The sequence below is a fragment of the Mycobacterium sp. NGS58 genome, from assembly GCF_059812385.1.
This window is the reverse complement of record NZ_JCALCO010000008.1, coordinates 96,015-108,334: the sequence shown is the minus strand read 5'-3', so window position 1 is coordinate 108,334 and position 12,320 is coordinate 96,015. Positions and strand designations below refer to the sequence as shown.

Here is a 12,320-nt window from a genome sequence, read left to right as displayed (position 1 = left end):
CGACTATGCGTGGCCGGAACCGCAGCCGACGCCGGGCAGGCAGCCTTGCCCGCCGGGGATGCCGCCCGGGCCCGCGTTCTGCCCGCCGGAGCCGCAGCCGACGCCCGGCACGCAGCCCTGGCCGCCGGGGCCGCCGCCGGGGCCGTTGAACTGGCCGCCGGAGCCGCAGTTTCCGTTCGCGTCGCAGCCGCCGCCACCCGGGTCGTCCTTGAAGGTCACGTGCGTGGGGGCGGGGGAGTTGGCGGCCGGTCCCGCGACGTAGACGTCAGCAGCGGCCGCGGGCGCCGCGGCGATGGCCGCGGCGACGGCACCGGCAACAACTAGCGGTTTCATGAGTGTCAATTTGGATAACATGCGCGTGGCATACCACCTCAACACGTGTCCAAAACATCGTGAATAAAATCCGCAGCAAACCAAGTCTGCGCTGCCGCACGGCGGCTCTCACCGCGACGGAAGGCCTGACACCATGACCTCACAAGATCTGACCGGCCGCACCGCGATCGTCACCGGCGCGTCGCGCGGCATCGGCCTCTCGATAGCCCAGCAGTTGGCGGCGGCGGGGGCCAATGTGGTGCTCACCGCGCGTAAGCAGGAGGCCGCCGACGAGGCCGCAGCCCAGGTGGGGCAGCGGGCGCTCGGGGTGGGCGCCCACGCGGTCGACGAGGAGGCGGCGCGGCGCTGCGTCGAGCTCACGCTTGAGCGCTTCGGCAGCGTCGACATCCTGATCAACAACGCCGGAACCAACCCGGCCTATGGTCCGCTGATCGACCAGGACCATGCCCGCTTCACCAAGATCTTCGACGTCAACCTGTGGGCTCCGCTGCTGTGGACCTCTCTCGTCGTCAAGTCGTGGATGGGCGAGCACGGCGGGGCGATCGTCAACACGGCCTCCATCGGCGGCATGCACCAATCCCCGGCGATGGGCATGTACAACGCCACCAAGGCCGCGCTGATCCACGTCACCAAGCAACTGGCGCTGGAACTCTCGCCGCGCGTCAGGGTCAACGCCATATGCCCGGGTGTGGTACGGACCCGGCTGGCCGAGGCGCTGTGGAAGGACCACGAGGACCCGCTGGCGTCGTCGATCGCGCTCGGGCGCATCGGGGAGCCGATCGACGTGGCCGCGGCCGTGGCGTTCCTGGTGTCCGACGCGGCGAGCTGGATCACCGGCGAGGCCATGGTGATCGACGGTGGCCTGCTGCTCGGCGCCGCACAGGGATTCCAGTCCGCACCGGGCGGCGGCCGGTGACGGCCGCCGATGTGGCCGACCTAGACGCGCGGGTTCAGGCACTGCTCGACGAGCACGATCCGGCCACCAGTGATCCGCGGGATTTCCTTGGCGCGCAATACGATGCGGGCCTGGCCTGGGTGCACCTTCCGCACGGATTCGGCGGGTTGGATCTGCCGCGCACCGCTCAGGAGCGAGTCGATGCAAGGCTGGCCGCCGCCGGTGCACCGGTGGGCGGCACCCGCAAGAATTACATCGGGATGGGCATGGCTGCGCCGACGATCGCGGCGTTCGGCACCGACGAGCAGAAGCGAAAGTTCCTCCGCCCGTTGTTCACCGGTGAGCAGATCTACTGTCAGCTGTTCAGCGAGCCGGGTGCCGGCTCGGATCTCGCCGGCGTGGCCACCCGCGCGGTGCGCGACGGTGACGACTGGATCGTCAACGGGCAGAAGGTGTGGACGTCACAGGCGCAGCACGCCCAGATGGCCATCCTGGTTGCACGGACCGATCCGACCGTGCCCAAACACCATGGTCTGACCTACTTTTTGTGTGACATGACGCAACCGGGCGTCGAGATCCGGCCGCTGCGCCAGATCACCGGCGAGGCGGAATTCAACGAGGTGTTCCTCACCGATGTCCGGGTGCCCGATGCGAATCGGCTCGGCCCTGAGGGCGGTGGCTGGCGGGTCGCCACCACCACCCTCAACAACGAACGCGTCGCCATCGGGTCGCGCGCCGGGGTTCCGCGGGAAGGCGGCCACATCGGCAAGGTCACCGCGGCCTGGCGCGACGAGCCGGCGCTGCGCAACCCCGCGATGCACGACCAGCTGATGCGGCTGTGGGTTGAGGCGGAGGTCCTTCGGCTGGCCGGTGAACGGTTGCGGCAACAGGCGGCCACCGGTCAGCCCGGCCCGGAAGGCGCCGGCATGAAGGTGGCGTTTGCCAAATTGGCACAAGCGATTTCGGGCTTCGAGATCGAGATGCACGGCGAAGCGGCGCTGCTCTACGATGACTGGACCATGCGCAGGCCCGAAACGGTGGACCTGGTCGGCCGCGGCCCCGGCTACCGCTACCTGCGGGCGCGCGGCAATTCGATCGAGGGCGGCACGTCAGAGATACTGCGCAACACCATTTCCGAGCGGATCCTCGGCCTGCCGGGCGAACATCGTGTCGATAAAGAATCCGCGTGGAAGGACCTCCCCCGATGAGCGCGCACACCGCCGACCTGCTGTACTCCGACACCGAGGAGGCATTGCGGGCCGGCGTCCGCCAGCTCTTCGCCGAGCGGTGCCCGCCCGAATCGGTGACGCGCCTCTACGACCCCCAACCACAAGACTTTTCGGGCGTGTGGCGCACCCTGGCCGCCGAACTGGGCGTGGCCGGCCTGCTGGTTCCGGAGTCGCTGGGCGGTGCCGACGCGAGTGTCCGCGAGGCCGCCGTGGTCATGGAGGAGATCGGCCGGGCCGTTGCGCCGGTGCCGTATTTATCCAGCGCGGTCCTCGCCACGATCGCGCTGCTGCGTGCCGGAGACACCGCGACCGTGCCTGCCCTCGCCCAGGGCGAGCTGACGGCGGCACTGGTGGTCCCGCTGTCGAGCGCACCGGGCGACCCGATCACCGGGTTGCGCGCCGGCGCCGACGGTCTGAGTGGGTCGGTCACCAGCGTGGCCGGTGCCGACGCCGCCGATGTGCTGGTGGTGCCGGTCGCCGGGCGCGACGGACTCGAGCTACACACGGTGGCCCGCGACGCCGCGGGCGTGCAGATTTCACCGCTTCTCGCCCTGGATATGACCAGACCCCTTGCCGCCGTGTCCTTTTCGGGATCTCCGTCGTCCCTTGTCGGCGCCGGCGACGAGCCGGTCACAGAAGCCATCCGGACCGGCGCGGCGCTGCTGGCCTCCGAGCAACTCGGTGTCGCCCAATGGTGCTTCGAAACGACGCTGGAATACGTCAGGCAACGCAGGCAGTTCGGCCGCACGATCGGCTCCTACCAGGCGATCAAGCACCGGTTGGCGGATCTGTGGTTCGAGGTCGGCGCGGCGACCGCCGCGGCGCGGTATGCGGCCGACACCTGCGCCCTGGGCGCGCAAGACGCGGACGCGGCCGCGGCGATCGCCCAGGCCTACTGCGGTGAGGTCGCCGTGCATGCCGCCGAGGAGTGCGTACAGCTGCACGGCGGGATCGGAATGACCTGGGAATATCCCGCGCACCTGTACCTCAAGCGGGCCAAGAGCGACCAGTTGGCATTCGGCACCGCCTACCGTCACCGCGCCCGACTGGCCGAACTGGTGGATCTGCCCGCGTTCTGACGTTCGCGGCGCCTGCGGCTTCGCGCGCGCGAGGCCATCGAGGCGGTACGCATGCTGGGCCATCGCGCCGTGGTCTCCCGCGGCTGGGCCGGACTGGGCCCGATCGACGACCGGCACGACTGCTTCGCCGTCGACCGCGCTCACGGCGGTGGTCATCGCCTCCCAATGCCGCTCGGCCGCGGCGGCGTCATAGGGCGCGTTGTCCGGAACCGCGAATCCGTGACCGGCCGGATACCACTCGATGGTGTGCTCGACACCGGCCGCCGTCAGCGCTTTGTCGAGCTGTTCGGCGTGATCGGCCGTGAACGACGCGTCGTCCTTGGCGCCGCCCACGTACACCGTGGCGCGCATCCGGTCGGCGAGCAGGTGCGGGCTGTCGTCGGTGTCGGTCACCAGACCGCCGCCGTGGAAGGACGCCGCCGCGGCCACCCGGTCGGGCACCCGCCCGGCCACCATGAGCGCCGTCCGGCCGCCCATGCAATAACCGCACACCCCGAATCGCTCGCCGGCCACCTCGGGGCGCGCCGCCAGATAGTCGAAGAACGCGCCGGCGTCCGCGGCCATCCGGTCCGGGGTGACGCTGCCGATCATCGAGAACAGGCGTCCGCGTTCTTTCGGGTCGCTGAAGACCGTCGCCATGTCGAACGGCGCCCAGTCCGCGGTGCGGTAGTAGACATCGGGAAGCAGCACGGCGTAACCGAACCCGGCCAGCTTGGCGGCCATCTGCTCGAACGTGTCGCGCACGCCGCCGGCGTCGGGATACATGACCACCGCGGGCCACGGGACTTGGGATTCCGTGCCGTCGGGGGTGAACAGGTGCACCGTGCAGGTGCCATCGGATGTGGTGACGACGTCGATGATGTTCGGCATGGCACCCGTTCTACTCCGCGCGCCTAGACCCAAATTCATCGGCGCCGACCCGCCGCGCCCGGCCGCGCCGCGCTTGCGATCGCCGCTAAGCTGGCGGCGTGCCGATCCCGACCCCCTACGAGGACTTGCTCCGCTTGGTGCTCGATCAGGGAACGGTCAAAGCCGACCGCACCGGCACCGGGACCCGCAGCCTGTTCGGCCGGCAATTGCGCTACGACCTGTCGGCCGGGTTCCCGCTGCTCACCACCAAAAAGGTGCACCTGAAATCGGTGATCTACGAATTGCTGTGGTTCCTGCGCGGCGATTCGAACGTCGCGTGGCTGCACGAGCACGGAGTCACCATCTGGGACGAATGGGCAAGCAGCACAGGCGATCTCGGGCCGATCTACGGTGTGCAGTGGCGGTCCTGGCCGACGCCGTCGGGCGAGCACATCGATCAGATCAGTGCGGCCCTGGACCTGTTGCGCACCGATCCCGACTCGCGGCGCATCATCGTGTCGGCCTGGAACGTCGGCGAAATCCCGCAGATGGCGTTGCCGCCGTGTCACGCGTTTTTCCAGTTCTACGTGGCCGACGGGCGGCTCAGTTGCCAGCTCTACCAGCGCAGCGCCGACCTGTTCCTGGGTGTGCCGTTCAACATCGCCAGCTACGCGCTGCTGACGCACATGATGGCCGCCCAGTCCGGCCTCGCCGTCGGCGACTTCGTGTGGACGGGTGGGGACTGCCACATCTACGACAACCATGTGGAGCAGGTGCGGCTGCAGCTTAGCCGCGACCCCCGGCCATACCCGGAACTCGTTCTGGGCCCGCGGGATTCGATTTTCGATTACACCTACGACGACGTTGTCGTGAAAAACTACGACCCCCATCCGGCGATCAAAGCCCCAGTCGCAGTATGAAGCGCGCCGGCGGCGTCGCCGGCTCGGGCGGCCTGCAAGCCGGGATCAAGGAGTAGCGCGTATGACCGAGGTGGGCCTGGTGTGGGCTCAGTCGACCTCCGGCGTCATCGGCCGCGGCGGCGACATCCCCTGGAAAGTGCCGGAAGATCTCTTGCGGTTCAAAGAGGTGACCCTGGGGCACCCGGTGATCATGGGCCGTCGGACATGGGAGTCGTTGCCGGCGAGAGTGCGCCCCCTGCCGGGGCGGCGCAATGTGGTGCTGTCCCGCGACACCGGTTTCGCCGCCGACGGGGCGCGGGTGGCCCGCACCCTGGACGAAGCCCTTGCCCGCGGCGGCGGGCCCGAGACGTGGGTCATCGGCGGCGAACAGATTTATTTGCTGGCGCTGCCGTACGCCACCCGCTGCGAGGTCACGGAGATCGAAATCGATTTGCGACGCGACGACGACGATGCGCTGGCGCCGACGCTGGACGACACTTGGCTGGGTGAAACGGGGGAGTGGCAGGCCAGCCGCTCGGGACTGCGGTATCGCTTCCACAGCTACCGTCGGCCCGCCGCGCACCCGTTCGCGCCCACGGCCTGACCTGACATACTCGGACCCGGTCGGACCGGGCAACCACGCGTTTGGAGAGATAGGGGGAATTAGCAGTGACACCCGAACCCAGGACGTTCTCTCGAAAATTCATGGGCTACGACTCGACCGCCGTCGATGCCCACGTCGAGATGCTGACCACCAAGCAGCAGCTGCTGCTCGCCGACGTCGAGAGCCTGCGGGCCCGACTGCAGGAATCCGGCGACCAAACGGCCGCGCTGCGCAAGGAGGTCGCCGCACTGACCGACACGTCGCCGTCGCCGCACGCGGTGCAGCAGCGGTTGGCGAAGATGCTCAGCCGCGCGGTCGACGAGGTGGCCGAGATGCAGGCCGAGGCGCGAGCCGAGGCGGATGCGCTGATCGCGGCGGCCGAGGCGGAGGCCGAAGAAACGCAGCGGAAGCGCGAGCAGATGTTGTCCGACATGGCCGCGCAGCGGGAGGCCATGGAAGCCGAGTATCAGGAGACTAAGGAAAAGCTCGAAGCCGAGCTGACCAGCCTGCGCGAAGACGCCCAGCAGGCGCGTGAGCAGCTTCTGGCCGAGGCCAGGGAGAGGGCCGACCGGGATCGTGACGAGGCTCGGCGGGCCGTGGACGAGGCGAGTCGGCAACGGATCCGGATTCTCGAGCAACTGATGGGCGTCTACCGCGACCTGAAAACGGTTCCGGACGCTCTCGAGGCCGCATACGACGAACAAAAGAACGCGCCTGAGACGGTGCGGTTGGACGAGAAGGTCAGCGCGGGCTCAGCGTCGTAACGCAGGACGTCGGACACGACCGGTATTCTCTGCGCCGTGTCGTCCCGCAGGCTATCGGCCGCCCAAGCCCGGCGGATAGCCGTTGCGGCCCAAGGATTTAGCGAGCCCCGGCCCACCGGCCAGATCACGCGGGCGCACCTGAAACGGCTGATTTCCAGGATTCAAGTGCTGCAACTGGATTCGGTCTCGGTGGCGGTGCGCGCACACTATGCTCCGGTGTTCAGCCGGCTCGGCCCCTACGACCGTGACGTACTCGACCGCGTCGCCTGGGGTCCCCGCTCGTCGCGGCTGCTGGCGGAGTACTGGGCGCATGAGGCCGCGCTGATGGCCGTCGAGGACTGGCCGCTGTTGCGCTGGCGGATGCGCCAGTACCGGCACGGCCGGTGGGGCACCCACATCGTCAAGGCCAACCCGCGGCTCGCCGACGAGATCATCGCGGCCGTCGGCGAGCTCGGACCCAGCACGGCGGGGCAGATCGAAGCGCATCTGGCCGCCGAGCCGCGCAGGAAAAAGGGCACGTGGTGGACGCGCAGCGACACCAAGTGGGTGGCCGAGGCGCTGTTCTCCGCCGGGGTGCTCACCACCGCCACCCGGGTGGGCTTCGCCCGCCACTACGACCTGGTGGAACGGGTGCTGCCGGCCGCCGTGCTGGCCCGCGAGGTCGACGATCACGAGGCGATCCGCGAGCTCACGCTGCGGGCGGCCACCGCGCTGGGCGTGGGAACCGAGGCCGACATCCGCGACTACTTTCGGCTGTCGGGCCAGCAGGTCAAGCCGGCGATCGCCGCATTGGTGGCCGCCGGCGACATCGAGCCGGTCGACGTCGACGGCTGGTCCGCACCGGCCTATCTGCGGGCGGGGCGCGCGGTGCCCCGCGCCGACCGCGGCACCGCGTTGCTGTGCCCGTTCGACCCACTCATCTTCTTCCGCCCGCGCGTCGAGCGGCTATTCGAATTCCATTACCGCATAGAGATTTACACCCCGGCCCGCAAGCGGCAATACGGCTACTACGTATGGCCGCTGCTGATGGACGGACGATTGGTGGCGCGGGTCGACCTCAAGGCCGACCGCGCCGAAAACTCGCTGCAGGTCCTCGGTGCGTTCGGCGAGCCCGATGCGCCCAAGTCCCGCGTCGCCGCGGCACTGGCCGGTGAACTGCAGTCCATGGCGTCGTGGCTGGGCCTGGGCGGATTCCGTGTCGATGGTCGCGGTGATCTGTCCGGCGAGCTGGGCGCGGCGGCCAAGCGGGTCAGCTGATGCCCGCGGCGGCGTCCACTTGCGGCGCTGCCGTTGCCGGTCTCCGGGAAGGAGCGGGTCACCGACGCCGATCCGGCCGGCACGCCTTAAGGTGAGCGCCGTGGCCGAGATCGCGCCGCTGCGCGTGCAACTGATCGCCAAGACCGACTTCTTGGCGCCCCCCGACGTGCCGTGGGCCACCGACGCCGACGGCGGCCCCGCGCTGGTCGAGTTCGCCGGCCGGGCCTGCTACCAGAGCTGGTCGAAACCCAACCCCAAAACCGCGACCAACGCCGGCTACATCAAGCACATCATCGACGTCGGCCACTTCTCGGTGCTCGAACACGCCAGCGTGTCGTTCTACATCACCGGCATCTCGCGGTCGTGCACCCACGAGCTGATTCGGCATCGGCATTTCTCCTATTCGCAGCTGTCGCAGCGCTACGTCCCCGAGAAGGCATCGCACGTCGTGGTGCCGCCGGGCATGGAAGCGGATCCGGAGCTCCAGCAGATCCTGGCCGCCGCCGCGGACGCCAGCCGCGCCACCTACACCGAGTTGCTGACGAAGCTGGAGGCGAAGTTCGCGGATCAACCCAACGCGGTGTTGCGTCGCAAGCAGGCCCGCCAGGCCGCCCGCGCCGTGCTGCCCAACGCGACCGAGACCCGCATCGTCGTGACCGGCAATTACCGAGCGTGGCGCCACTTCATCGCGATGCGCGCCAGCGAGCACGCCGATGTGGAAATCCGGCGGGTCGCCATCGAGTGCCTGCGCCAGCTGACGGGTGTGGCGCCGGCGGTGTTCGCCGACTTCGAAATCTCCACCCTGGCCGACGGCACGGAGGTCGCGACCAGCCCATTGGCGACCGAAGCCTGATGCGCGGGCACGCGGCATCGCGCGGCCACGTGGATGCTAATTACCTTGCCGGGGCCAGGTAACCTGAACACCGTGAGCACGGTCGGATTCGACGCCAAAGCGCGGTTGGGGACATTGCTGACCGCCATGGTCACACCGTTCCGCCGCGACAGCTCCGTCGACACCGACGCGGCCGCACAGCTGGCCAATCACCTGATCGACGCGGGCTGTGACGGGCTGGTGATCTCCGGCACCACCGGCGAATCCCCGACGACGACGGACGACGAGAAGCGCGAGCTGCTGCGCGTCGTGCTGGAAGCGGTGGGCGACCGGGCCCGCGTCATCGCCGGCGCGGGCACCTATGACACCGCCCACAGCGTCCGGCTGGCCAAGGCCTGCGCGGCGGAGGGCGCCCACGGGCTGCTGGTGGTTACGCCGTACTACTCGAAGCCACCCCAGAGCGGGCTGATCGCCCACTTCACCGCCGTCGCCGACGCGACCGGCCTGCCGGTGCTGCTCTACGACATCCCACCGCGTTCGGTGATACCGATCCAGCCCGAGACCATCCGTGTGCTGGCCGCCCACCCGAACATCGTCGGAATCAAGGATGCGAAGGCCGACCTGCACAGCGGCGGCCAGATCATCGCCGAGACCGGCCTGGCCTATTACTCGGGCGACGATGCGCTGAACCTGCCGTGGCTGGCCATGGGCGCCACCGGATTCATCAGCGTGATTTCTCATGTGGCGGCCGGACAACTGCGGGAGATGTTGTCCGCCTTCGGCTCCGGGGACATCGCCACCGCCCGCAAGATCAACGCCTCCGTCTCTCCGCTGTGCGACGCGATGACCCGCCTGGGCGGGGTGACCCTGTCCAAGGCCGGCCTGCGTCTGCAAGGTATCGATGTCGGCGATCCGCGGTTGCCGCAAATGCCCGCGACCCCTGAGCAACTCGACGCGTTGGCCGCCGACATGCGAGCGGCCTCGGTGCTGCGGTGACCCGAGGAGTTTCCGAGAAGTGGATGTAGACCTCGCCCCGCCAGGCCCTTTGGCCACGGGAGGGTTGCGGGTCACGGCTCTCGGTGGCATCAGCGAAATCGGCCGCAACATGACGATTTTCGAGCACCTGGGCCGGCTGTTGATCATCGACTGCGGCGTGATGTTCCCCACCCACGACGAGCCTGGGGTGGATCTGATCCTGCCGGATCTGCGCCACATCTCCGACCGGCTCGACGACATCGAGGCGCTGGTGCTCACCCACGCCCACGAGGACCACATCGGCGGCATTCCGTTCCTGCTCAAGCTGCGCCCCGACATCCCGGTGGTCGGTTCGAAGTTCACGCTGGCGCTGGTCGCCGCGAAGTGCCGTGAGCACCGGATAAAGCCGGTGTTCGTCGAGGTGGCCGAGGGGCAGAAGAGCAGTCACGGCGTGTTCGAATGCCAGTACTTCGCCGTGAACCACTCGATTCCCGACGCGCTGGCGATCGCCGTGCACACGGGAGCGGGGACGATCCTGCACACCGGTGACATCAAGCTCGACCAGCTCCCCCTGGACGGCCGCCCGACCGACCTGCCCGGCATGTCCCGTCTCGGCGACGCCGGGGTGGACCTGTTTCTCTGCGACTCAACCAATTCCGAGCATCCCGGTGTGGGGCCGTCGGAAAGCGAAGTGGGCCCGACGCTGCACCGGTTGATCCGCGGTGCCGACGGCCGGGTCATCGTGGCGTGCTTCGCCTCCAACGTGGATCGGGTGCAGCAAATCATCGATGCGGCAGTCGCTTTGGGCCGGCGGGTATCGTTCGTCGGCCGATCCATGGTGCGCAACATGGGGATCGCCCGGGAACTCGGCTTCCTGCGGGTGGCCGATTCGGACGTGATCGACATCGGCGCGGCCGAGATGATGCCGGCCGAGAAGGTGGTGCTGATCACGACCGGCACCCAGGGCGAACCGATGTCGGCGTTGTCGCGGATGTCGCGCGGCGAGCACCGCAGCATCACGCTGACCGCGGGTGACCTGGTGGTGCTGGCGTCGTCGCTGATCCCGGGCAACGAGGAGGCGGTCTACGGCGTCATCGACGAGCTCGCCAAGATCGGTGCCCGCGTCGTCACCAATGCCCAAGCCCGCGTGCATGTCTCGGGCCACGCGTACGCCGGGGAACTGTTGTTCCTGTACAACGGGATTCGGCCACGCCACGTCATGCCCGTGCACGGGACCTGGCGCATGCTGCGCGCCAACGCCAAACTGGCGGCCCGCACCGGTGTGCCGGAGGAGTCGATTCTGCTGGCCGAGAACGGGGTGAGCGTCGACCTGGTCGCCGGCACGGCCTCGATCGCGGGCGCGGTGCCGGTCGGCAAGATGTTCGTCGACGGCCTGATCAACGGCGACGTCGGCGACATCACTCTGGGCGAGCGGCTCATCCTGTCGTCGGGTTTCGTGGCGGTGACCGTGGTGGTCGCGCGCGGCACCGGGCGTCCGGTCGCCCCGCCGCAGCTGCATTCGCGCGGATTCTCCGAGGACCCCAAGGCGCTGGAGCCCGCCGTGCGCAGGGTGGAGGCCGAGCTGGAAGCGCTACTGGCCGAGAACATCACCGATCCGAGCCGCATCGCCCAGGGCGTGCGGCGCACCGTCGGCAAATGGGTGGGCGAAACCTACCGAAGGCAGCCGATGATCGTGCCGACCGTCATCGAGGTCTGACCCGGTCCGCTAGATCTTTTCGGCGTAGGCCGACCACTCCAGTTGCGACGCTTTGAGTTTGCGGCCGGTGGGCTCGACATAACGCTCGACGAGCTCGTCGGGACCGGCCTGCTCCACCAGCCGCCAGCCGTACTCGCCGAGGAACGCCGCGACGTCGTCGGGCTGTAAGCCGAAGTGCCACAGCTGCCGCCGCTGGCGCACGTTGCGATACAGCGTTCGGGTGCCATACCGGTTGGTGCCGTCGATGAAATCCCTGCGGACGTAGGTGAACACCAAACGGCTGCCGGGCGCGGTCGCGCGCAGCCCGTCCAGCGTGCGCCGGACGGTCGCCTCGGTGAGGTACTGGGTGACGCCTTCGCAGATGAAGAACACCCGGTAGTCGGTGCGATAACCGTGCTCGGCGAGCGAGGTGAGCAGGTCGTCATGCTCGAGGTTCAACGCCACCGATCGAACCGACAGAGGCGGCTCGCCGAGCACCCGGCGGACGGCCTTGAGTTTCCTCGCGACGTTCACCGGCAGATCGACCTCGAACACCGGTATGCGGACCCGCCGCGTCAACTGGTAGGCGCGGGTATCCAGGCCGGCCCCGAGGATGACGACGGCGTTGATGTCGTCGAGTGATTCCTTGAGCTTGTCGGTGATGAAACGCTTGCGGCAGGCCAGATTGGCCCACAATCCCGGACCGGTGAACTCCGAGCCGCGGATCATCATGCGGCGAACCGGGGCGAACCGGGTCGCCCCGACGAGCCACCGCAGGGGCGCGGGCAGGAAGAGTTCGGCGAAGTCGTCGTCGACCAGGCGGCGGCCGGGCGGCTCGTTCTGTTCGACGGCGGCCAGCACCATCGGGCCAAATGCTGTCTGCGCAACCAGGTTTCGTGCCATGACGG

At 68.7% G+C, this 12,320-nt stretch carries 12 protein-coding genes and 1 pseudogene; 10 read left to right on the top strand and 3 right to left on the bottom strand.

What is annotated here, in order from left to right; all coding sequences use genetic code 11:
* Nucleotides 1-3: 3 nt before the first annotated feature.
* On the bottom strand, nt 4-333 hold the full coding sequence (locus tag AC5Y4H_RS10210; RefSeq protein WP_499981059.1) for a PE-PGRS family protein: 330 nt from the start codon (nt 331-333) through the stop codon (nt 4-6).
* Nucleotides 334-466: 133 nt separating this feature from the next.
* Between AC5Y4H_RS10210 and AC5Y4H_RS10205 the strand changes: the two genes are divergently transcribed.
* Genes AC5Y4H_RS10205 through AC5Y4H_RS10195 form a run of 3 tightly spaced genes read left to right on the top strand, consistent with a single transcriptional unit; the run spans nt 467 to nt 3,536 of the window.
* Entirely contained in the window at nt 467-1,249 is a 783-nt protein-coding gene (locus tag AC5Y4H_RS10205; RefSeq protein WP_499981057.1) for an SDR family oxidoreductase, read from the top strand.
* A complete protein-coding gene (locus AC5Y4H_RS10200; protein ID WP_499981055.1) occupies nt 1,246-2,436 on the top strand; it encodes an acyl-CoA dehydrogenase family protein in 1,191 nt (396 codons plus the stop codon). The genes AC5Y4H_RS10205 and AC5Y4H_RS10200 overlap by 4 nt, the downstream gene beginning before the upstream one ends.
* Nucleotides 2,433-3,536, top strand: coding sequence for an acyl-CoA dehydrogenase family protein (locus AC5Y4H_RS10195; RefSeq protein ID WP_499981053.1), 1,104 nt, complete (start codon nt 2,433-2,435; stop codon nt 3,534-3,536). The genes AC5Y4H_RS10200 and AC5Y4H_RS10195 overlap by 4 nt, the downstream gene beginning before the upstream one ends.
* A 135-nt stretch (nt 3,537-3,671) precedes the next feature.
* Here AC5Y4H_RS10195 and AC5Y4H_RS10190 read toward each other — a convergent pair.
* Nucleotides 3,672-4,406, bottom strand: a pseudogene (locus tag AC5Y4H_RS10190) (dienelactone hydrolase family protein); the annotation flags it as partial.
* A 98-nt stretch (nt 4,407-4,504) separates the two neighbouring features.
* On the opposite strand from AC5Y4H_RS10190, the gene AC5Y4H_RS10185 reads away from it, so the two are divergent.
* The 7 genes from AC5Y4H_RS10185 (at nt 4,505) to AC5Y4H_RS10155 (ending at nt 11,433) form a co-directional block, all read left to right on the top strand.
* On the top strand, nt 4,505-5,305 hold the full coding sequence (locus AC5Y4H_RS10185) for a thymidylate synthase (protein ID WP_499981052.1): 801 nt from the start codon (nt 4,505-4,507) through the stop codon (nt 5,303-5,305).
* A gap of 61 nt (nt 5,306-5,366) precedes the next feature.
* Complete coding sequence (locus tag AC5Y4H_RS10180) at nt 5,367-5,888, top strand: dihydrofolate reductase (RefSeq protein WP_499981051.1); 522 nt, start codon at nt 5,367-5,369, stop codon at nt 5,886-5,888.
* 101 nt (nt 5,889-5,989) lie between these two features.
* On the top strand, nt 5,990-6,652 hold the full coding sequence (locus tag AC5Y4H_RS10175; protein ID WP_499981255.1) for a cell division protein DivIVA: 663 nt from the start codon (nt 5,990-5,992) through the stop codon (nt 6,650-6,652).
* 36 nt (nt 6,653-6,688) lie between these two features.
* A complete protein-coding gene (locus AC5Y4H_RS10170; RefSeq protein WP_499981048.1) occupies nt 6,689-7,909 on the top strand; it encodes a winged helix-turn-helix domain-containing protein in 1,221 nt (406 codons plus the stop codon).
* A gap of 100 nt (nt 7,910-8,009) precedes the next feature.
* On the top strand, nt 8,010-8,762 hold the full coding sequence (gene thyX, locus AC5Y4H_RS10165; protein ID WP_499981045.1) for an FAD-dependent thymidylate synthase: 753 nt from the start codon (nt 8,010-8,012) through the stop codon (nt 8,760-8,762).
* Between the two features lie 72 nt (nt 8,763-8,834).
* Nucleotides 8,835-9,737 carry a 4-hydroxy-tetrahydrodipicolinate synthase gene (gene dapA / locus AC5Y4H_RS10160; RefSeq protein ID WP_499981044.1) on the top strand — a complete coding sequence of 301 codons (903 nt, stop codon included), beginning with the start codon at nt 8,835-8,837 and terminating at the stop codon, nt 9,735-9,737.
* 19 nt (nt 9,738-9,756) lie between these two features.
* Nucleotides 9,757-11,433, top strand: coding sequence for a ribonuclease J (locus tag AC5Y4H_RS10155; RefSeq protein ID WP_499981040.1), 1,677 nt, complete (start codon nt 9,757-9,759; stop codon nt 11,431-11,433).
* A gap of 9 nt (nt 11,434-11,442) precedes the next feature.
* Here AC5Y4H_RS10155 and AC5Y4H_RS10150 read toward each other — a convergent pair whose 3' ends face one another.
* On the bottom strand, nt 11,443-12,315 hold the full coding sequence (locus AC5Y4H_RS10150; RefSeq protein WP_499981039.1) for an SAM-dependent methyltransferase: 873 nt from the start codon (nt 12,313-12,315) through the stop codon (nt 11,443-11,445).
* Nucleotides 12,316-12,320: the final 5 nt, after the last annotated feature.